Consider the following 20,855-nt stretch of genomic DNA (forward strand, 5'->3'; position numbering starts at 1 on the left):
GTACTCAGTCCGGCATGAAGTCGGGGTTGCGGAGCTCTTCGGGCGTCCACGGGCATTCGGCGGGGAAGGCGCTGCGCGGCAGGCCGGTTTCGGCGACAGCTTCTCGTCCCGCCGCCGGATAGATGTCCTCGATGATCGACTGGGCGCGTCCCTTCAGGCTCGGATTGCGTTTCTCGCGCTGAAATATGTGACTGCGCTCCCGAATGATGGTGATCGACCACGAACTCGTCCGGAGCTGAGGCTGATAGGCCCATTTCAGCAAATGGCTGATCAGCAGCCGATACGAGGACTCCAAGGCATGCAGCTGTTCATTGCCCATGCTCTCGATTTCCTCGATGAGGTTGGGAAGATCAACCTCCGCAAATCGCTTCTGCCGGAGCAGTTCGGCCTGCTCGAAAGTCCACTGACAGAAGTCGTCCTCATAGTCCGTCGGCGTCGCGTAGAGCGGCTTTTCCTTGGCGAGACCCATTATCGTATCCCTCGATCGTTGTTTCGTGGACATGCCATGGAATCGCAAAGGTATTTCATCTTCAAACCAGTTCAGTCCGGCAAGAAGTCTTCGTCGCGGAGCTCTTCGGGCGTCCACGGGCATTCGGCGGGAAAGGCGGATCGCGGCAGGCCGGTCTCGGCGACGGCTTCACGCACGGCCGAGCCGTAGACATAGTGGACGATCTCCGCAGCGTCCGCCCGGAGGGACGGGCTGAGGTTCTCCTCGTCGGCGATGTGGGCGCGTTCCCGCGTGATGGTGATCTCCCACGAGGCGCTGCGGCGCGCCGGCTGAAACGTCCACTTCAGGAGATGGGCGATGACGAGGCGATAGGCCGACCGAAGCGCATTGCGGCGCGCCTTCGCCATGTCTTCGAGCTCCTCGATCAGGTTCGGAAGATCGATCTCGTCGATGCGCCTTTGCCGCAACAGGGCGATCTGCTCGCGGAGCCAGAGGTCGAAATCGGTCTTGTGCTCCGTCGGGGACGGATAGAGCGGCTTCTCCTTGGCGAGACCCATCATCGTCTCCCTTGAGCGTTGGCCCGCCGAGCATGTCACGGACCGACGGAAACCCCTCATCTTTTCTCGCCGATCGCCGGGCCGTCGGCCATGCCGGCGAGCACTTCGGCGACATGGCGGGCGCGGATCGGCGAGCCCTGGCGCTTCAGCTTGCCGGCCATGTTCATCAGGCAGCCGAGATCGCCGGCGAGCAGCGTCGTCGCGCCGGAGGCGCCGATATCGGCGGTCTTGCGCTCGACGATGGCGTTCGAGATGTCGGGATATTTGACGCAGAACGTGCCGCCGAACCCGCAGCAGACGTCCGGATCCTGCATCTCCCGGATCGACAGCCCCTCGACCGAGCGCAAGAGCGCCCGCGGCTGCGCCTTGATGCCGAGTTCCCGCAGCCCCGAGCAGGAGTCGTGATAGGTCACCGTCTCGGCATAGGCGGCGGCCGGCACCGCTGTGACGCCGAGCACATCGGCGAGGAAGGAGACGAGCTCATGGGTCTTCGCCGTGAAGGCCGCGACCCGCGCCGACCACACCGCATCGCCCTTGAAGAGCTCGTCGTAATGCGTCTTCATCATGCCGGCGCAGGAGCCCGACGGCGCCACGACATAATCATAGGGCTCGAAGGCCCGGATGACGCCCTCGGCGAGCGCGCGCGCATCCGCCCGATCGCCGGAATTGAAGGCGGGCTGGCCGCAGCAGGTCTGCGCCGCAGGCACCGACACGGTGCAGCCGGCATCCTCGAGCAGCTTCACAGCCGCGAAGCCCACCGTCGGGCGGAAGAGATCGACGAGACAGGTGACGAAGAGGCCGACGGAGGGCCCGGCAGGCGTGGTGGTCATGCGCTTCTCTTTTCCGGCGTCTCGTCCCTGCGGCGTCCCCGCCGTTTCGACGCGCGTTCCTCGAACTGCATCAGGCGCATTTGCGCGATTTCGGCGCGGGCGCCGGCGCGCGCCGCTTCCTCGAGCGCGGTCGCGACATAGCGGATATGGGCAATCGACGCGAGGCGGGCGGCCGGCGCGTCGCCGGCGAGGATCGCGTCCCTGATCGCCCGGTGCTGCGCGAGCAGGGCGTCGCGCGAGCCGGCCTGATCGTAGAGCAGGGCGCGGTTCTCGAGCACGCCCTCGGCGAGCAAGCGGTAGCAGGCACGCAGGACATGGATCATGACGATGTTGTGCGTCGCCTCGCCGACCGCCTGATGGAACTCGACGTCGAGCGCCGCCTCGCGCCGCAGGTCAGCCCCGGCATGCGCCTCTTCCATGGTGGCGAAGAGCCGGGACAGGAGCGTGCGGTCGGCTTCCGTCGCGCGCTCGGCCGCCATCGCCGCCGCGGTCGCCTCGATCTCGCGGCGGAATTCGAGATAGTCTCCGCCGGCCTTTTCCGACCGGGCGATCAGGTCGAGCACGGGCGCGGCGAAGACGGTACCCTCGATCGCCGCGACGAACGTGCCGCCGCCGTGCCGGCTCTCGACCAGATGGCGGGTCTCGAGCGCCTTCAGCGCATCGCGCAGCACCGGCCGGGAAACGTCGAGAAGGCCCGACAGCTCGCGCTCGCCCGGCAGACGGTCGCCGGGATGGAGCACGCCTTCGAGCACCAGGAGCTCGATCTGGCGGGCAACGTCGTCGGCGGTCGCGCGGGCGGGGACGGGATGGAAGACCATGGCCGCACGCTAGCAGCGGGGAAGCGAGTGGTCAAAAAACTGATCCACTCGGCGGGTGCGACGTCCGGGCGCGGCGGCCCACCCCCGACACGGGATCGCGAGAGGGGCCGGTGCCCGCCCGACGGCACGGCGGACCGCGGTCAATCGACGAACAGCACCCGCTCGGTGGCGACGCGGCGGCAGTCCATCTCGTAGTCGATGCCGACCACGGGCGGCCGGCAGAAATGCCAGGCGAGACCGTGCCGCGCGGCGCCGCGGGCGACGATCTGGTCCGCGAGCAGCGGGAAGACATCGTGCACCGTATAGAGCTGCGCGCCGGTCGCGGTCGCCCAGTTGCCGCCGAGCGCCGCCATCCGCGCCTCCATCTCGGCGAGCACGAAGCGCGCCTTGGCGGCGAGCCCGGCCGGGCTGGTGTCGCCGGGCGCCACGATGTGGTCGCGATAGTTCCCCTTCCCTTCCGGCACCTCGCCGCTGCCGGCAACGACGAAGGAGGCGGGGGCACCCGCCTCCGGCCGGGTGAAGGAGAAGGCGAAGAAGCTCGGCTCGGCCGGCGGATCGCGTTCCGGGCAGACATTCGCCCGCGCGACCGGGTTCACCTCGCCCGAAAGCAGTCCCCATTGCGCGAGCGTGCCGACATAGCGCTCGTTGAAGGCGCGGAAGCCCGGTTCGTCGAAGGGCGCGGGCGAGCGCAGTTCGCAGGCGCAGAACGCGGCGCGCGGCCGGCCGGCGGCACCGAGATGCGCGGCGATCCGGGCAAACCCTTCCGCGAGCGGCACCGGCCGCGAGAAGCGCACCCGCTCGATGGCGTGCCCCGGCAGCGCCGCGACGCCGGCCGAATATTGGAACACCCCCGGAATGAACCGATAGCCGCCCGCCGCGAACTCCACCGTCGCCATGCCGATCCCTTCCGCCGCCGATTCGTGTGCGGCGCCGAGCGTGACGGCGGGCGGCGGCCGAGGCAAGCGCGATAGGAACGTCGAACGCTACGGGATGACTGCAGCAGAGATGAACCGCGCGCAATCCCCCCGAGCGGCGGCCGCTCGCGACACGATAGAAGCGCGCTGTTTCACTGAGGCAATAGTTAATTTTGGTATCGCAATTTTTAGTTGAGGATTGTTCCCCTCCGGACGCCATGCCAGCATTCTACCGGGGGGTGGCGGCATGGCGAAGCGCTCGGGGATCCCTGTCCTTCTGCTGTCCGGAACGCTCCTCTCGGCGTGCACGGCACTCGACAATCCGATCGGTCCCGACCCGGTCATCCAGGCGGCCGATGCGGCCCGATCGTCGGACAACTATCTGAACGTTCGCGACATCTTCATTCGTCGTGCGGGCTACCCGACCACCGCGGCCTATGTCGACTGGTACGAGGTGGCCGTGGCAGGCTTCGGCTATGTCGACGAGCAATGCGCCGCCTATCTCGACGGGCTCTACCGGGTGCGCCGCGAACGCGATCACATCAAGAGCCAGCTGACTTCGATCGGCGGCACCACGAACAGCATTCTGGGCGTCGCCGACGCCAGCAAAGCCGCCATCGCGATCACCGCGGCCGCTTTCGGCCTGGGATCGCAGATCACCGACAATGCGAGCGCCGCGGTGCTCTACTCGATGGATCCGGCCGACATCGACGTGCTCCTGAAGAACCAGATGCAGGCCTACCGCAACGGCGTCGCCCTGCAGCGTTCGAACTATTCCAGTTCGAGCACTGCGATGGAGGCGGTGCGCGGCTATCTCAATCTCTGCCTGCCGGTCGCCATCGAAGCGCAGATCAAGGCGGCCATCCAGAACACCGTCTATGTCGCCGTCGCCTCGCCCTCGGGCGTGCCGACCCTCGAGCGCGTCCAGACCGCCTCGCAGCCGCGGCTGGCGGATGTGAGGACCGGCACGGACAATGTCCGGCCGGCGCCCCAGCCGGTGGCCGCCAACCTCCTGCCCGGCGACATCCCGTCTCTGACGCCCGAACAAGTGAAAATTGTTCAGCGGCGTCTTTGCGTCGCGGTCGATGGCGATCTGGGGGGGCCAGCAAGCGACACCAGAAAAGCCTTGGGGATACTGCAAGGCAGGATGGCGTCCTTCTCGACACCAACTCTCCGGCTCGACCCCGGAACTTTGCGCGCCGCAGTCGAGCTGCCGGACTGCGATCCTGCGCGGCGAGCAGATACGTATGAACAGGTTCATCTTCGCAACGAAGCGGAGATCAAGGCTCTTCAAGAAAGACTCCGAATGTACATCAATAGAACATCTCACGAATATATTAATAATGATACTAAGATAATTGTTAATAAAGAATCTTTCGTGTCTGGAGATCGATTGAATGATCAAAATAGATATATAATAAACATTATACAGAAGATAAATGGAAAAGAAGAAACCGGAAAATATTCCGAAGAGGTGGCACTGGCAATTACCAGATAGGCAGGGAGGGTCGCTGGGCAAAAATGAAAGTTACATTCGTAGAAGAGCCAACTTTTCTTCGATCCGAGCCCGTAGACGGCAGCGCCCCGATACAGGCTCCCGATGGCTCCCCCGTTCGCATCTATCCTGAGTATGTGTTGGTCGACCGCCAGGATCAGGCAGACGGCTGGTCCTCGGTCAGAATTGACGGCGGGGGAGGCAACGGGCCGAAGGGCTTCGTGCGGACCGAGTATCTGCTTGAGAAGACGCTCGCGCCGCAGGATGTGAAGCTCACCGATTTCGTATCCTTTGTCGCGCAGGCCGCGGTGGCCGCAAATGTCGACGTCGCCTACCTTCTCGCGCTCGCTCGCATTGAAAGCGGATCGGCCTGGGACAGGACGGCCGGCGTGATCCGGGCCAGCATCTACAAGGATACGGGCGCGACCGGGCCGTTCCAATTTCTTGCCTCGACATGGAACGACCTGAGCAAGACCGCAGGCGATCCGCCCTATCTGCGCGCCGTCGACATCATCGATGCGCGCGCGCAGGCCTTCATGGCCGCCCAACTCGCCGACGACGCCATCAACCGCCATCAGAAAAACTTCGGCGGACTTCCAAGTCCCGCCGAGCTTTATCTCTATCACTTCTTCGGCTGGCCGGCTGCGCTCAAGGTTATGGGCGGCAAGGGCGATCAGGCAATCGATTCCCTGCTCGCCACGATCTACGACAAGCCGGATCGGGTCACCTCGATCATGAACGGCAATGCCAGCCTCCTCAAGGCCGATGGGAAGCCGCGCACGCGCGACGGCGTTCTCGACGAGGTCGCGAGGCGCCTCTTTGACGCCTATACCGCGAACGCGCCATTGCTCGCCAAGCCGGAGGACTGGTGGCCCGCGGCCGCTGGCTCCCCGGCCTCGTCCGGCGGGCCAACGCCCTGGCTCTCCATCGCCGAGAAGGAGGTAGGCCAGAGCGAGGTTCCGGGCGCCGCAAGCAATCCCCGGATATCAGCCTATCTGACGACGGTGGGCTTCGCAGCGAACCAGTCCGACGAGACCGCCTGGTGCGCCGCCTTCGTCTGCTGGTGTCTTGAAAACTCCGGCGATGCGACGGCGATCGCCACCGCCAAGAAGTACAGGAGCAGCTTCGCGGCCGATTGGCTCAAGCTGCCAAAAGTCGTTCTCGAGCCGACGGCCGGAGCAATCGGCGTGACAAAGCCCTATTCGACCGACACGACCGGGCATGTCGGCTTCGTGAAGAGCACCAAGGATGGGCAGGTGGTCCTGCTCGCCGGCAACCAGAAGCCGGCCGGCGGCACGGGTCCGGATCAGGTCTGCGAGAAGGTCTTCCCGCGCTCGGATTTCGTCGGATTCCGCTGGATCGGCACCTGACGCTCGGCCAAGGTCCTCGAGGAGGCGCTGCGGGCTCGGCTACCCCGCGAGCACCCGCGTCGTCGGGAAGGTGACGCGGATCATCGTGCCCTGGCCGACGGTCGAATCGATCGCGAAGGCGGCGCGGTTCGCTTCGACCAGCGCCTTGGTGAGCGGCAGGCCGAGACCGGTGCCGTCGGTGCGCGGGCGGACGGCGGTGGCGATCTGGCGGAACGGCTTCAGCGCCGTCTCGATGTCCTTCTCCGACATGCCGATACCGGTGTCGCGGATGCGCAGCGTCACCTCGCCGGAGGGATCGAGCGCGGTGGAGACGACCACCTGGCCGCCGGCAAGGGTGAACTTCACCGCGTTCGACAGCAGGTTGAGCACGATCTGGCGCAGCGAGCGCGGATCGGCGACGACACTCGGCACGCCGGACGGCAGGCTGGTGCGGATGATGATGCGTTCGCGGTTCGCCTGCGGCTGCATCAGCGCGACGCATTCCGTCACGATCTCCGACAGCGACACCGCTTCGAAGGAGAGGTCGATCTTGCCCGCCTCGATCTTCGATATGTCGAGAAGATCGTTGAGCAGGCTCATCAGATGCCCGCCCGAGCGGTTGATGTCGCGCAGATAGTCCTTGTAGCGCGCATTGCCGACCGGCCCGAAGCGCTCCTCCATCATCACTTCCGAGAAGCCGATGATGGCGTTGAGCGGCGTGCGGATCTCATGGCTGATCTTGGCGAGGAAGTCGGACTTCTGCATCGACGCCTCCTCCGCGGCGCGGCGGGCGGCGATGAGTTCTTCCTCCGCCTTCTTCCAGTGGGTGATGTCGCGCAGCACCGCCGCGAAGCGGCCGGTCGCACCGAGCCGGCCCATCGTCATGAAGAGCGGGATCAGCCCACCCTGCGGCACCAGGCCGATCACCTCACGGCCGTCGTTCAGCACGCTCGCGACGCCGTTCTCCGCGAGACCGTCGAGATAATCGCCGGCGGCGCGGCGGCTCTCTTCGGCGAACAGCGTGACGAAGGGCGTGCCGAGCACGGCCGCGGCATCGATGCCGAAGAGGGCTTCGGCGCTGCGGTTGACGCGCTCGATCGTGCCGGCGCGATCGACGACGAGAATGCCATCCGTCGCCGTATCGAGGATGGTCTCGAGCTCGGCGGCGCGGGCGAGCGCGGCGTCCCGCTCCGCGGCGAGCACATCGAGCACGGCCCTGTCCGGCTCCGGCTCGGGCCGGACGGGGATTGGCGGCACGGGCGGCGGCGTGTCGTCGGCCACCGCTTCGGGCGCGGAACGGCCCGGCGTTACGGCTGGTGCGCCCTCATCGCGGGGCGCCTCGGGGACGGCCGGCGGAGGCGGCGTGGATGACGCGGAGGGTGCCGGCGGCGGCACGGGCGCGGCGACGCCCGGCGACGACGCCCGCTCGGGTGCCGCGGCCGGCGTGGCCGGCGCGGCGCCGATCCGCTTCGGCACGGTGCGGCCGAGCGCCTCTGCGATGCGGCGGAAGGCCTCCTCCTCCGTGCCGCTCAGCCGGTCCGCGCCCTTCGGCGGGTCGGGCAGGCGCGGCGCGGGCGGCAGGGAGGCCGGCTCGCCGGCGAGGGCGACAGACGGCGCGCGACCGGCCGCATCGGACGCCGGCGGCGCGGCGCGGCGGCCGGCGGGGCGCGGCGCCCGCTCGGGCGGCCGGATGACGCCGAAGCCGCGATAGCCCTCGAAGCCGCGATCGCGGCCGAAGGCGGGCAAGGCGGCGAGATCGACCGGCAGGACGGCGCCGCCGGGTGCGGTACAGGCGATGGTGACGCCGCTCCAGGTGTCGCGCCCGGCGATCAGCCCGGCGACCGGCTCGGCCGGCACGCCGAGCAGGACGGCGGCGGCGCTCCAATCGAGGCCGACCAGCCGTTCGGCGACGGGTCCGAACACGGCGGCGAACTCGGGCGAAAGCTCCGTGAACCGCCCCTCGCCGTCCATCCGCCAGAGGAAGCGGACCGGCGCCGCGAGGGGCGCCTCGTCGGTCTGCGGCGAAGCGGCTCTGGCCGAAGCGGGATCGGTCGAAACGGCCTCTGCCGATGCCGGGTCGGCCGATGCGGGGTCGGCGGGCGCGACCTCGGGCGCGTCGAGGTCGGCGCCGACGGGCTCCTCGCCGCCGGTCGCATCGGCAATCGACGTCTCGGCGGCCGATGCGAACGAGGCCGGATCCGCCGGCAGCGCGCTCGACGGTTGCGGCCCGGCCGTCGGGTCGGGGGGGATCGCCGCGAACGGTGTTTCGGCCCCGACCGGTCCATCGGCATGGCGCCCACCGAAGGGCGGTTCCGGAGCGGCGGAAGCCGGCTCCGGCACCGGTCGGGCGGCCCCGGACGATGCCCCAGGGGACGCCTCCTCGGCGAGCACGATCTCGACCGCCGGGCCGACGATCGCGAGATGGAGCGGGCGGCCCTCGGCCTCGAAGCGGCAGATACCGACCGGGCGGCGCGCCGCTCCGATCCGCAGCGCCCGCTTGGCGAGCCGCGCGCCCGCTGGAAGTGCGGCGCGCAGCGTATCGGCGGCCGCCTCGGCATCGCCGAGCGCCTCGACCGCGCCGGCGGAAGCGAGCGGCGCCCCGGCATCGTCGAGAATGACGGCGAGGCAGTCCTCCGCGACGATCGCCTCGAGGAGATCGCGGGCGCGCGCCTCGAGCGGCGCGCTGGGCGGCAGGCCGGGCTCGACGACGAGGAGGAGCGCGGCCGATCCGTCCGGCAGGGCGATGCGGGTGGCGGCGCACAGCCGGGCCGCAAGCCGGCCGGCGGCGAGAAAGCTGATCCGCTCGAGCCGCGGCGCGTCGGGCGGCAGGCTGCGGGCGAGCCGGGAAATCTGCGTCGTGGCAGGGTGAGCCTCGGAGAAACGCCGCTCGGCGAGCGCCGCGAGCCGCGCCTCGCCGAGGAAGCGCACGCCGGCCGCGTTCGCCCACAGGACGCGCCGGCCATCGGCCGACCAGACGAGCCGGGGCTCCGGCGCCAGCAGGCCGGCGCCGATGGCGGGCAGCGCCGCCAGATCGAGGAACGCGTAGGTCCTGCCGCTCATGCCCGAAATCGGATCCGCACCCTTGTTCGCGACGAGCCTTCCATAGCGCGCCGGCCGGCCCCCGTCACGAAAAGAGGCCCGCGGCCCGCCCATTGTCGCGCGCAAGGGTTAACCGGCCGCGACTTTCTCTCGTCTCGCCGCAGGGTTATGCTCGCCGCCTCCAGGAGGGAGAACGCCATGACCGACAAGACGGCTTTCGACATTCCCGAGCCGATGCGCGCCTTCGCCGACAAGAGCGTCGACCAGGCCAAGAAGGCCTTCGACGATTTCATGACGGCGACGCTGAAGGCGATCGAGAAGACCGAGCACTCCGCCCGCACCGTGCAGGGCGGAGCGCAGGACATCAACCGGCAGGCCCTCGCCTATCTCGAGGAGAACGTCGCCTCGGGCTTCGATTTCGCCCAGAAGCTCGTCCGCGCCACCACGGTGGAGGAGATCGCGGCGCTGCAGCAGGAATTTCTGAGGCGGCAGGTCGAGCAGGCCACGAACCAGGGCCGCGGCATGGCCGAGACGATCGGCCGTGCGGCGAGCGAGGCGGCACCCAAGCCCGGCTAGCCGCCGGCGCCCCTGCGCAGTTGAGCGGCAGCCGCCACCTTTCCGTGTGCAGCCGCTTGATTTCGCTCATTTTTTTGTGCAACGCAAAAGATTGTTGCAACGCACAAGAGACCTCGCTATATAAGCTCGGAACAGCCGTGCTGCGTCCGCGGCGCGCGCCCCTCGGGCGGCGGGCGGGCCGGTCTTTCGTTCGAAGAGGAACGCGAGGAGCAAATCCATGACCGAAGCTGCCGCCACCCCGCCGAAAGCCGCCAAGGCCGCGAAGGCCGCCGCGACGAAGGCCTTCGACATGCCGTTCGAGGCCTTCAGCATGAACATGCCGCAGATGGAAGTTCCCGCCGCCTTCCGCGAGATGGCCGAGAAGTCGGTGTCGAGCGCCAAGGAGGCCTATGCCAAGATGAAGTCGGCCGCCGAAGAGACGACGGACGCCTTCGAGGATTCCTACGAGGCGACCCGCGAGGGCATGCTCGCCCTCGGCTACAAGATGCTCGATGCCGGCAAGGCGCGCACCGATTCGGCCTTCGATCTCGCCCGCGGCCTCCTGGCGACGAAGACCTTCGCCGAAGCGATCGAACTGCAGAGCCGCTACCTGCGCCAGGAATTCGAGGCGCTGACCGCGCAGGCGAAGGACTTCCAGGACCTCACGACCAAGGTCGTGACCGACGCCTCGAAGCCGATGAAGGACAGCGTCGAGAAGTCGGTGAAGACCTTCGGCTTCGTCTGAAACGAGACCGCACGCGCGCGTGGGGCGCGGTGAACGAGGCCCGGGCCGGACGGTTCCGGGCCTTTTGTCTGCGGCGCCGCCGTCCTGTGCACCGCTGACGATTGCACTTGAAACGCGGCCGGCCCTTGACTAGGGTCCAGCCGCTTTCCGCGGGTGCGCCGACGATCGGCCGCCCGCCTTGGGCAGCTGTAGCTCAGTTGGTTAGAGCGTCGGATTGTGGCTCCGAAGGTCGGTGGTTCGAGTCCACCCAGCTGTACCATTCTTCCACGTCAGCCCGCCTTCTCCGGAATTCCCCTCACCCCGCCATGTCGCCGCTCGCCGCCTTGAGGTGGCGGGCCGGGCGTTCGGGGGCGAGTGCGTGCGCCGCGCGGACGATCGCCTGCGCGTCGATTCCGTGATGGCGGTAGAGATCGGCGATCGTGCCGGTCTGGCCGAAATGCTCGACGCCGAGCGAGCGGGTGCGGTGGCCGGCGACCGCGCCGAGCCAGCCGAGCGTCGCCGGATGGCCGTCGATCACGGTGACGAGGCCGCAATGGCGCGGCAGGTCGGCGAACAGCCGCTCGATGTGGGAACGGGCGTGGACGAGGCCGCGCTCGCGCGCCCGGCCCGCCGCGGTCCAGCCCGCATTGAGCCGGTCGGCCGAGGTGATCGCGAGCAGGCCGATGTCGCGCCGGTCCTCGGCGAGCAGGCCCGTCGCGGCGATCGCCTCCGGCGCCACCGCGCCCTGATAGGCGATCACCATCTCGGCATTCGGGCCGGGCCTCCTCAGCCAGTAGGCGCCGTCGACGATGCCGCGGGCGAGATCCTCGCCGATCGTGCGGAGCGGCTGCTCGACCGGCCGGGTCGACAGGCGCAGATAGAGCGAACCGCCGGTCTGATCGCGCAGCCAGGTGCGCTCGTCCGGATCGCCGCCGCCCTCGCGCTGGATATAGTCGAAGCCGAAGCGCAGGATCGTCGCCAGCTCGTCGACGAAGGCCGGCTCGAACGCGGCGAGCCCGTCCTGCGCCATGCCGACGAGCGGCGTGCCGAGCGACTGGTGGGCGCCGCCCTCGGGCGCCAGCGTCACCCCCGAGGGGGTCGCGACGAGGATGAAGCGGGCGTCCTGATAGCAGGCATAGTTGAGCGCATCGGCGCCGCGATAGATGAACGGGTCGTAGAGCGTGCCGACCGGCAGCAGGCGCTCGCCATGGATCGCATGGCTGAGGCCGAGGGCGGAGAGCATCAGGAAGAGGTTCATCTCGGCGATGCCGAGTTCGAGATGCTGGCCCTCCGGTGAGAAATCCCAGGCGAAGGTCGAGGGGATGCGCTCGGACCGGAAGAGATCGGCCATCGTCTCGCGCGCGAACAGGCCGCGCCGGTTGACCCACGGGCCGAGATTGGTCGAGACGGTGACGTCCGGCGCGGTGGTGACGATGCGGGCGGCGAATTCGCTCTCCGCGCGGGCGATCTCGTTGAGGATCTGCCCGAAACCGGCCTGCGTCGAGAGCGTCTTGCCGCCCGAGGCCGGGCTCGGCAGGGTTGCCGGCACCGCGACGCGGGGCGCGGCCGGCGCCGGCCGGCGCGCCGCGAAGGGCACGCCGGCGAGGAAGCGCCCGAGCCGCTCGGGCGACGCCGAGAGGCCCTCGAACGGGTCCCATTCATGGCCGGGGCGGACGCCCGCCGCCTGGCGGAACGCATCCATCTGCTGCGGGTTCATGAGGCCCGCATGGTTGTCCTTGTGGCCGGCGAGCGGCAGGCCGAAGCCCTTGATCGTATAGGCGATGAAGCAGGTCGGCCGGTCGTGCCGGCCAGCCGTTTCGAAGGCCTCGAGGAGGGTCGGCAGGTCGTGGCCGGCGAGATTGGTCATCAGCCGGGCGAGGTCCTCGTCCGAGCGGGACTCGATCAGGCGGGTCACCGGGCCCTGATCGCCGATCTCGTCGAGCAGACGCCGGCGCCAGGCCGCGCCGCCCTGGAAGCAGAGCGCCGAATAGAGCTGGTTCGGGCAATGGTCGATGAAGGCGCGCAGCCGGTCGCCGCCCGGCTCGCGGAAGGCCGCCTCGAGCAGAACGCCGTATTTGAGGATCACGACGTCCCAGCCGAAATTGGCGAAGATCGCCTCGAAACGCTGCCACAGCCCCTCGCGCACCACCGCGTCGAGGCTCTGGCGGTTGTAGTCGACGATCCACCAGCAATTGCGCAGGCCGTGTTTCCAGCCTTCGAGCAGCGCCTCGAAGATGTTGCCTTCGTCCATCTCCGCGTCGCCGACCAGCGCCACCATGCGGCCCTCCGGCCGCTCCGTGCCCCAGCCATGGGCGCGGACATAGTCCTGGACGAGCGCCGAGAAGAGCGTCTGCGCGACGCCGAGGCCGACCGAGCCGGTCGAGAAATCGACGTCGTCGATGTCCTTGGTGCGCGAGGGATAGCTCTGCGCGCCCTTGTAGCCGCGATAGTTCTCGAGCTTCTCGCGCGTCTGCCGGCCGAGCAGATACTGGATCGCGTGGAAGACCGGGCTCGCATGCGGCTTCACCGCGACACGGTCCTGCGGCCGGAGCGCGGAGAAATAGAGCGCCGTCATGATCGTCGCGAGCGAGGCCGAGGAGGCCTGATGACCGCCGACCTTCAGGCCCTCGGCATTGTCGCGCAGATGGTTGGCGTTGTGGATCGTCCAGGCGGCGAGCCAGAGCACCTTGCGCTCCAGTTCGCCGAGCATTGCGAGCGTCTCGGCGCTCACCCCTGCCTTCGACATCGACGGTCCTCCCCACCTACCGATCGTGGCTGCCCCAGCCTAAGCGCAACCGCCCTCTCCCGTCGAGCGGCTTGACGATCGTCGAATGATACCGTTACCATTCAGACCGAGTGGGAGGACTCGGAAGGTGGTGCAGGAACCGGACGGAGCGCCCGTTGCGCTGGTGACGGGGGCGGGGCGCGGGCTCGGCCGCGAGATCGCACGGCAGCTCGCGGGGCGCGACTGCCGCGTCGTGGTGCTCGATATCGACCCGGCGAGCGCGCAGGAGAGCGCGACGCTCGCCGGCAACGGGGCGCAGGCGCGGGCGATCGACCTGACGGCGCCCGACGGCCCGCAGGCAGCCGTCGATGCGGCGGTCGCCGCCTTCGGCCGGCTCGACGTGCTCGTCAACAATGCCGGCTATGGCGGGATCGAGGCGTTCCTCGACATGACGGCCGCGCTCTGGGACCGCACGCTCGCGATCAATCTGAAGGCGCTCGCGCTGACGACCGCCGCCGCCGGCCGGGTGATGCGCGACCAGCGGAGCGGCCGGATCGTCAACATCACCTCCCCCGCCGCCCGCATGGCGCTGCCGAACTACACCGCCTATGCCGCCTCGAAGGCCGGCGTCGATGCCGTGACGCGCGCCGCGGCCGTCGCGCTCGCGCCCTATGGCGTCCTCGTCAACAGCCTCTCGCCGGGAATGATGGACACCGAGATGCAGCGCTCGACCGAGGCCGTGCTCGCCCGCGTCGAGGGGCGCGACGATCTCGACGCCTTCCTCGCCGAACGCACCCGCCGCATCCCGCTCGGCCGGCGGGTCGAGCCGGAGGAGGTCGCCCAAGGCATCGTCTGGCTGGCGCTCGACGCGCCCGCCTATGTCACCGCCGAGCGGCTCAACTTCACCGGCGGCATGGACAAGGACTGAGCGATGGCGCGGCCGAACAGCCCCTCCGACACGCCCGACCTCGCCGCGCTGGCGCGGCGGGCCGCCAATCTGCGCCGCCACATGCTCGCCATGGCCCGCGGCCAGGGCAGCGGCTATATCGGCCAGGGGCTCGGCATCGCCGACCTCCTCGCCGTGCTCTATTTCCACGAGCTGCGCTACGATCCGGCAAACCTCGCCTGGGCCGGGCGCGACCGCTTCCTGCTCTCGACCGGGCATTACTCGATCGCGCTGTGGGCGGCTTTCGCCGAATGCGGCATCCTGCCGGTCGAGGAGCTCTCGACCTACGGCGCCGACGACAGCCGGCTCGAGATGTCGACGCTCGACACTACGCCGGGCGTCGAGATCATCGGCGGCTCGCTCGGCCACGGTCTCGGCCAGGGCGTCGGCATGGCGCTCGGCCTCAGGATGGACGGCATCGAGGCACGCGTCTTCGTCGAGCTTTCGGACGGCGAGATGCAGGAAGGCGCGACCTGGGAGGCGGCGATGGCCGCGAGCCATTTCGGGCTCGACCATCTCGTCGCGCTGATCGACTGCAACGGCATCCAGGCGGACGGGCCGGTCGTGCTCGACATGGAGCCGGTCGCCGACAAATGGCGCGCCTTCGGCTTCGAGACCCGCGAGATCGACGGCAACGATCTCGGTGCCATCCTCGCGGCGCTCGCGGAACTGCGCGCGCGGACCGGGCGGCCGAAGGCGATCGTGCTGCGGACGAAGCCGGGGCGCGGCGTGCCGACGCTCGAGGCGCGCGAACGGGCGCATTTCGTCCGTGTCGATCCCGGCGAGTGGGATGCGCTCGTCGCGGAGTTCGAACGGGAGGCGGCCCATGGCTGAACGCGGACGCACCCTCGCCATGGGCGAGGACGAGGCCACCGGCGCGCGCGACACGGTCGAGGCGCCCTTCGGGCGCGCACTCGTCGCGATCGCCCGGCAGCGGCCGGAGATCGTCGGCCTGACCGCCGATCTCGGCAAATACACCGATATCCTGCCGTTCCGGGACGCCTATCCGGACCGCTTCCTCAACATCGGCATGGCGGAACAGAATCTCGTCGCGATCGCCGCCGGCCTCGCGCGGACCGGCAAGCTGCCGTTCGCGACGACCTATGGCGTGTTCGCGACCCGCCGCGCCTACGACTATATCGCGATCGCGCTCGCCCATAGCGGCGTCAACGTCAAGATCGTCGCCGGACTGCCCGGCCTCACCACGGGCTATGGCGGCACGCATCAGGCGATCGAGGACCTCGCGCTGATGCGGATGATCCCCGGCCTCGTCGTCATCGACCCTTGCGACGCGACCGAGATCGCGCAGGCGACCGCGGCGATCGCGGACTATGACGGGCCGGTCTATATGCGGCTCCTGCGGGGCAAGGTGCCGGTCGTGCTCGACCCCGCGCGCTACCGCTTCGAGATCGGCAAGGCGCAGCAGGTCCGCGAGGGCGGCGCGATCGGCTTCATCTCGACCGGCATGATGACCGAGCGGACGCTCGACGCGGCGGCGGAACTCGAGCGGCGCGGCGTCTCGGCCGGCGTGCTGCACGTGCCGACGATCAAGCCCTTCGACGCGGCGACGGTCGCCGCCTTCGCGGCGGAGGTGGATCGCGTCGTGACCGTCGAGAACCATGTGGTGGCGGGCGGGCTCGCGAGCCTCGTCGCCGAGACGCTGTTCGAGCACGGCGTGTCGAAGCCGCTCCAGCGGATCGGCCTGCCCGACCGCTTCATCGAATGCGGCTCCGTGCCGACCCTGCAGGCCCGCTACGGCCTGACCACCGCGGCGATCGTCGCCACCGTCATCGCCGCCTGAGGAGAAGCGATGCGGATCACCGGGATCGAGACCTTCACCGTCGGCGCCGGCTGGAAGAACTGGCTGTTCATCCGGGTTCTGACCGATATCGACGGGCTCTACGGCATCGGCGAGGGCACGCTCAACGGCTTCATCCGGACCACCGAGGCGGCGATCCGGGAACTCGAACACTTCGTTACCGGCGAGGACCCGCGCCGCATCACGGCGCTCGCGAAGCGCATGCTCGACAGCGTCTCGCTCGACGGCGGCCACATCCACCGCACCGCGATCGCCGCCGTCGAGGTCGCCTGCTGGGACATTCTCGGCAAATCGCTCGGCGTGCCGGTGCATCAGCTCCTCGGCGGCCGCGTGCGCGACAGCGTGCCCGGCTACGCGAATGGCTGGTACCGCACCGAGCGGACGCCGGAGGCCTTCGCCGCGGCGGTGCGCACGGTGCGCGACAAGGGCTTCAAGGCGGCGAAGCTCGACCCCTTCGGCACGGCGCAAGGCTTCATCTCCGATGCGGAACTCGATCTCGCCGAGGCGATCCTCGCCGCGATCCGCGCCGAGACCGGGCCGGATTTCCGCATCCTGATCGACGTGCACGCCCGCTTCACCGAGATCGAGGCGATCCGCGCCGCGAAGCGGCTGGCGCCGATCGGCCTCTACTGGTGGGAGGAGCCGACGACGCGCGACCGGCAGGAGACCGTCCACGCCGTCGCCGCGGCGAGCCCGATCCCGGTCGCGACCGGCGAGATGTACGACACGGTGGGCCAGTTCTACACCCTCGCGGAACGCGGCGGCGTCAACATCTTCCAGCCCGAGCCGATGTCGCTCGGCGGCATCGGCAACACCATGGCGGTCGCGCATTTGGCGCTCGCCCATGGCAGCTATATCGCGCCGCACCAGAGCGGCGGCCCGGTCGCCACCGCGGTCTGCCTGCAACTCGCGGCGGCGGTGCCGAACTTCCTGATCCAGGAGCATTTCGACGCCTTCAACGACCCCTGGACGCGCGATCTCGTCACCTGGCATCCGACCGTCGACCCGGCGAACGGCCACCTCTCGCTGCCCGACGCGCCGGGCCTCGGCATCGATCTGAACGTCGAGGCGGCGCGCGCCCACGCCTATGACCCGCGCGCCTTCCTCAACATTCACGAGGAGGGCTGGGAACGCCGGCTCGGCAGCCGCGGCGATACGGGCTGAGTCGTGCGGCGGGCCTCAGGCGCTCTCCCGCTCGATGATCTCGAAGCCGAGGCCGACGATGGTCGGCACGCGGCTCTCGCCCCGGAGCTTGCGCAGCAGATGCTCCACGGCGATCCGGCCCATCTCGTAGCGCGGCACGCGCACCGTGGTGAGCGCCGGGTAGAGCTGGCCGGCGAGATCGAGATCGCCATAGCCGGCGATCGCGAGCCGGCCGGGCACTGGCCAGCCCTGGCGATGGCATTCCTGGACCGCGCCGATCGCCAGCGTGTCGCTCGAGCAGAAGACGACGTCGAGCGCGGCATCGCGCGCCACCAGCGCCCGCACCGCCTCGGCGCCGCCCGACGGCGTGATCGGCACCTCGACCTCCAGATCGACCGGATAGGCATGGCCGAGATCGGCGATCGCCTGGCGATAGCCGATGCGGCGCTGGCGGAGCCGGTCATTGCCGTGGATCGGCGTCGAGACGAAGCCGATCCGGCGATAGCCGCGCGCCGCGAGATGCGCCGTCATGGCGTAGGCCGTTTCGAAGTTCGAGACGCCGACCGCCATGTCGATCGGCATCTTGCCGCGGATCTCGCTGATCTCGACCACCGGCAGGCCGCTCGCCTCGAGGAGCTCGCGCGCCGCGGGCGATTGCACGAAGGCCTGCAGGATCATGCCGGAGGGCCGCCAGCCGAGCATGCCGCGGATCGCGCGCTCCTCGGCTGCGGACGTGAAATCGCCCTGCATCAGCAGGAGCTGGTAGCCGTTCGCGATCGAGGCGTCCGACATGCCCTGCACCTGCTCGGCAATGCCGGAATTGATCAGAGGCGGCACCATGGTGCCGATGATCCGGCCGGCGCCGCGCATGGAGCTCGCGAGCTGGTTGGGGATGAAGCCGGCCTCCTCGATCGCCGCGAGGATCCTGCGCCGCGTCTCGGGCGACACCCGGTCGGGATCGTTGAGGGCGCGCGACACGGTCATCGGCGCGACGCCGACCCGCCGCGCGATCTCCCGCATGCCGAGCCGGCCGGACCGGACGCGGTTCGCCGCCGCGGGATCGGATGGGGGATCGGAATCGTCGGACACGGTCTCTCCTCGCGCCGGAGACTATCGGCGGCGGCGCCGGAAATCGAGGTCGGCACGTCGATGGTAACGGTCCCAGTCCCGATGGGAAAGGGCTCCGCTCGGGCTCGTCGGAACCGCCGATGCGGCACGACGGGGCGATGGACAGCGAGGATAGATTCATAATAGCATAATCTCTGAAGCCGGCGCGGGAGGAGAGCGCGCCGGCCGGCGCCGGTCCGCCGGCGCACCGATCGCCCCGTCAGACGGGCGGCAGACAGGTGGGGAGGAGCATGGGAACGCTTGAAGCGAGCGGGCGGATCGGCGCGCCGCCGGTTTCGGCACGGGATCGCCTGATCCGGCTGTTCGCCGTCGGCGAGGTCGGCGTGATCGGCGCCCTCGTCGTGGTCGTGCTGTTCTTCTATGCGCTCGAACCGGCCTTCCTGTCGGAGCGCAACATCCGCGCCATCCTCACGGTGGTCTCCTTCGTCGGCATCATCGCGATCGGCCAGACGATCCTGCTCGTCAACGGCGAGTTCGATCTGTCGGTCGGCTCGGTCGCCGGGCTCTGCGCAGTGTCGAGCGCCAAGCTGATGACGGTGTTCGCCCTGCCCGTTCCGGTCGCCGTGCTGGGCGGCGTGCTGATCGGCGCCGGCATCGGGCTCATGAACGGCCTCGTCGTCGTAAGGCTGAAGATCCCGGCCTTCATCCAGACGCTCGGCATGCTGTTCATCGGCCAGGGCCTCATCCAGGTGGTGACGAACGGCTATCCGGTCTATCCGCTGCCACCCTCCGTCAGCGCCGTCGGCTTCGCGCGGCCGATTTTCGGCCTCGGCTGGAGCTTCGTCTTCTTCATCGTCGCCGCGATCGCCGCCGACCTGATGCTCCGGCGCACCGTGCTCGGCCGCAACATGTATGCGACCGGCGGCAATCCCGAGGTGGCGAAGCTCGTCGGCATCGACACCGACCGCTACAAGATCGGCGCCTTCATGCTGATCGGCGCGCTCGCCGCCACGGCCGGCATGTTCGTGATGGCGGACCTGTCGAGCGGCACGACCTCGATCGGCAGCGGCTGGGAACTCGCGGTGATCGCCGGCGTGGTGGTCGGCGGGGTCAGCCTGTTCGGCGGCGCCGGCACGATGGCGGGGGGCCTCGTCGGCATCCTGCTGCTGCAGGTGGTGCAGAGCGGCCTCGTCGTGATCGGCGTCAACGCCAACTGGCAGCAGATCGCCGTCGGCATCATCATGGTGCTCGCCGTCGGCCTCGACATCCTGCGCCGGCGCTTCTTCATCGCCGGGGGTGCGCGCGAGGACGCCGCCCCCGCGGACCCTTCGCCACTGCGATCGGAGTGACGGACGGGCGCATCGCGCCCGCTTTTCGAAGGCCGGCTCACGGCCCGTTTTGGGAGGAACGAACGACATGAACCTGAAGATACTCGCCAACCTCAAGACAGCCGGCCTCGCCGGCGTCGTCGCGGCGATGACGCTCGCCGGCGGCATGGGGCTCGCCTCCGCGGCGGAGAAGAGCCTGCTCTGGGTGCAGCCGATGCGCGACCATCCGGTGCACCGCCTGATGCAGGCCGGCTTCCTCAAGAAGTGCGAGGCGCTCGGCTACAAATGCGAGGTGGTCGGCAATGCGAGCGCGACGAATTACGACGTCGCCGCCTCGATCCCGCTCGCCGAAGCCGCGCTCGCCCGCACCCAGTTCGGCGCCGTCGCCGTCTATGGTCCGGGCCCGGAACTCTACCCCTATATCGGCAAGCTCGGCTCCGAAGGCATCCCGATCGTCACCTGGCACGTCCTGCCGAAGGAAGGCACCGTCGCCGGCCTCAAGGCGGCGACCGGCGAGGACATTCCCGATGCCGGCCGCAACGCCGCGATCGCCATGGGCGACAAGCTCGGCGGCAAGGGCGTCGTCGCGCTGACGCAGGGCAGCTACAACGACACCGAGAACGTGATGGCCGACTCCTTCCGCGCCACGATGAAGGAGAAGTATCCCGGCATCACTGTCCTCGACACGCAGCTCGAGGGCTTCGAGCCGTCGGCGGCCGAGGCGAAGGCGGTCGGCATCCTGCAGGGCAATGCCGACATCGTCGGCGCCTTCTCGACCACCGGCAACGGCATCCAGACCTGGTCGGGCGCCGCCCGCAAGGCCGACCGCACGGTGGCGATCATCGGCATGGACTACATCCGGCAGAACCTCGACATCATCAAGTCGGGCGGCGCCTACGGCCTCGTCGCGCAGCCGCTCTACGAGGAAGGCGCGAAGACCGCCGAGCTCGCCGCGGCGCTCGCCGAGGGCAAGGAGGTCCCCTACCTCAACCCGCTGCCGGCGAAGGTGATCACCGCCGCCGATCTCGATCCCTATTACGCGATCCTCGACAGCGCCGGCCAGTAAGGCCGCACCGTCCCGCCGGCGTCGTCCGCGA

At 69.1% G+C, this 20,855-nt stretch carries 18 protein-coding genes and 1 tRNA gene; 11 read left to right on the plus strand and 8 right to left on the minus strand.

Annotated elements, in window-relative coordinates; all coding sequences use genetic code 11:
• Window positions 1–4: 4 nt before the first annotated feature.
• The 5 genes from GGQ63_RS06060 to cnbZ form a co-directional block, all read right to left on the minus strand.
• Window positions 5–469, minus strand: a complete 465-nt coding sequence (locus GGQ63_RS06060) for a DUF29 domain-containing protein (protein WP_183853589.1) — start codon at window positions 467–469, stop codon at window positions 5–7.
• Between the two features lie 71 nt (window positions 470–540).
• On the minus strand, window positions 541–1,005 hold the full coding sequence (locus GGQ63_RS06065; protein ID WP_183853591.1) for a DUF29 domain-containing protein: 465 nt from the start codon (window positions 1,003–1,005) through the stop codon (window positions 541–543).
• 56 nt (window positions 1,006–1,061) lie between these two features.
• Complete coding sequence (locus tag GGQ63_RS06070; protein WP_183853593.1) at window positions 1,062–1,835, minus strand: (Fe-S)-binding protein; 774 nt, start codon at window positions 1,833–1,835, stop codon at window positions 1,062–1,064.
• The gene (locus GGQ63_RS06075) at window positions 1,832–2,653 is read right to left on the minus strand and encodes a FadR/GntR family transcriptional regulator (RefSeq protein ID WP_183853595.1); all 822 of its coding nucleotides are present in this window, start codon (window positions 2,651–2,653) and stop codon (window positions 1,832–1,834) included. The genes GGQ63_RS06070 and GGQ63_RS06075 overlap by 4 nt, the downstream gene beginning before the upstream one ends.
• Before the next feature lie 140 nt (window positions 2,654–2,793).
• Window positions 2,794–3,549 carry a 2-amino-5-chloromuconate deaminase CnbZ gene (cnbZ, locus tag GGQ63_RS06080; protein ID WP_183853597.1) on the minus strand — a complete coding sequence of 252 codons (756 nt, stop codon included), beginning with the start codon at window positions 3,547–3,549 and terminating at the stop codon, window positions 2,794–2,796.
• A gap of 265 nt (window positions 3,550–3,814) precedes the next feature.
• Here cnbZ and GGQ63_RS06085 point away from each other — a divergent pair, with 265 nt between their 5' ends.
• Both GGQ63_RS06085 and GGQ63_RS06090 read left to right on the plus strand, forming a co-directional pair.
• Window positions 3,815–5,065 (plus strand): hypothetical protein, encoded by a 1,251-nt coding sequence (locus GGQ63_RS06085; protein ID WP_183853600.1) that lies wholly within the window; start codon window positions 3,815–3,817, stop codon window positions 5,063–5,065.
• 137 nt (window positions 5,066–5,202) lie between these two features.
• Window positions 5,203–6,432 (plus strand): TIGR02594 family protein, encoded by a 1,230-nt coding sequence (locus tag GGQ63_RS06090; protein WP_183853602.1) that lies wholly within the window; start codon window positions 5,203–5,205, stop codon window positions 6,430–6,432.
• A gap of 39 nt (window positions 6,433–6,471) precedes the next feature.
• Here the strand turns inward: GGQ63_RS06090 and GGQ63_RS22200 are convergent, their stop codons facing one another.
• Window positions 6,472–9,471: an ATP-binding protein gene (locus GGQ63_RS22200; RefSeq protein ID WP_281380114.1), complete on the minus strand. Its 3,000-nt coding sequence runs from the start codon at window positions 9,469–9,471 to the stop codon at window positions 6,472–6,474.
• 177 nt (window positions 9,472–9,648) lie between these two features.
• Between GGQ63_RS22200 and GGQ63_RS06100 the strand changes: the two genes are divergently transcribed.
• The 3 genes from GGQ63_RS06100 to GGQ63_RS06110 all read left to right on the plus strand — a co-directional run bounded on the left by GGQ63_RS06100 (window position 9,649) and on the right by GGQ63_RS06110 (window position 11,009).
• Window positions 9,649–10,026 (plus strand): phasin family protein, encoded by a 378-nt coding sequence (locus GGQ63_RS06100; protein WP_183853604.1) that lies wholly within the window; start codon window positions 9,649–9,651, stop codon window positions 10,024–10,026.
• Window positions 10,027–10,243: 217 nt separating this feature from the next.
• Complete coding sequence (locus GGQ63_RS06105; RefSeq protein WP_183853606.1) at window positions 10,244–10,750, plus strand: phasin; 507 nt, start codon at window positions 10,244–10,246, stop codon at window positions 10,748–10,750.
• Between the two features lie 182 nt (window positions 10,751–10,932).
• A tRNA-His gene (locus GGQ63_RS06110) sits at window positions 10,933–11,009 on the plus strand.
• A 36-nt stretch (window positions 11,010–11,045) separates the two neighbouring features.
• Here GGQ63_RS06110 and GGQ63_RS06115 read toward each other — a convergent pair.
• Window positions 11,046–13,475, minus strand: coding sequence for a transketolase (locus GGQ63_RS06115; RefSeq protein ID WP_183853608.1), 2,430 nt, complete (start codon window positions 13,473–13,475; stop codon window positions 11,046–11,048).
• Between the two features lie 127 nt (window positions 13,476–13,602).
• Between GGQ63_RS06115 and GGQ63_RS06120 the strand changes: the two genes are divergently transcribed.
• The 4 genes from GGQ63_RS06120 to GGQ63_RS06135 are packed head-to-tail and all read left to right on the plus strand — an operon-like array spanning window position 13,603 to window position 17,383.
• The gene (locus tag GGQ63_RS06120; RefSeq protein ID WP_343061089.1) at window positions 13,603–14,382 is read left to right on the plus strand and encodes an SDR family NAD(P)-dependent oxidoreductase; all 780 of its coding nucleotides are present in this window, start codon (window positions 13,603–13,605) and stop codon (window positions 14,380–14,382) included.
• Window positions 14,383–14,385: 3 nt separating this feature from the next.
• Entirely contained in the window at window positions 14,386–15,234 is an 849-nt protein-coding gene (locus tag GGQ63_RS06125) for a transketolase (protein ID WP_183853612.1), read from the plus strand.
• Window positions 15,227–16,201 (plus strand): transketolase family protein, encoded by a 975-nt coding sequence (locus GGQ63_RS06130; RefSeq protein WP_183853614.1) that lies wholly within the window; start codon window positions 15,227–15,229, stop codon window positions 16,199–16,201. Before GGQ63_RS06125 ends, GGQ63_RS06130 begins: the two co-directional genes overlap by 8 nt.
• A 9-nt stretch (window positions 16,202–16,210) precedes the next feature.
• Window positions 16,211–17,383 (plus strand): mandelate racemase/muconate lactonizing enzyme family protein, encoded by a 1,173-nt coding sequence (locus GGQ63_RS06135; protein ID WP_183853616.1) that lies wholly within the window; start codon window positions 16,211–16,213, stop codon window positions 17,381–17,383.
• 15 nt (window positions 17,384–17,398) lie between these two features.
• Here the strand turns inward: GGQ63_RS06135 and GGQ63_RS06140 are convergent, their stop codons facing one another.
• Entirely contained in the window at window positions 17,399–18,451 is a 1,053-nt protein-coding gene (locus GGQ63_RS06140) for a substrate-binding domain-containing protein (RefSeq protein ID WP_343061090.1), read from the minus strand.
• Between the two features lie 269 nt (window positions 18,452–18,720).
• On the opposite strand from GGQ63_RS06140, the gene GGQ63_RS06145 reads away from it, so the two are divergent.
• Both GGQ63_RS06145 and GGQ63_RS06150 read left to right on the plus strand, forming a co-directional pair.
• Window positions 18,721–19,779 carry an ABC transporter permease gene (locus GGQ63_RS06145; RefSeq protein WP_183853618.1) on the plus strand — a complete coding sequence of 353 codons (1,059 nt, stop codon included), beginning with the start codon at window positions 18,721–18,723 and terminating at the stop codon, window positions 19,777–19,779.
• Window positions 19,780–19,846: 67 nt separating this feature from the next.
• Entirely contained in the window at window positions 19,847–20,824 is a 978-nt protein-coding gene (locus GGQ63_RS06150) for a sugar ABC transporter substrate-binding protein (protein WP_183853620.1), read from the plus strand.
• The last annotated feature ends 31 nt before the right edge of the window (window positions 20,825–20,855 follow it).

Origin of the sequence: Prosthecomicrobium pneumaticum (genome assembly GCF_014199915.1) — a bacterium.
In the GTDB taxonomy this organism is placed as follows: Bacteria; Pseudomonadota; Alphaproteobacteria; order Rhizobiales; family Kaistiaceae; genus Prosthecomicrobium; species Prosthecomicrobium pneumaticum.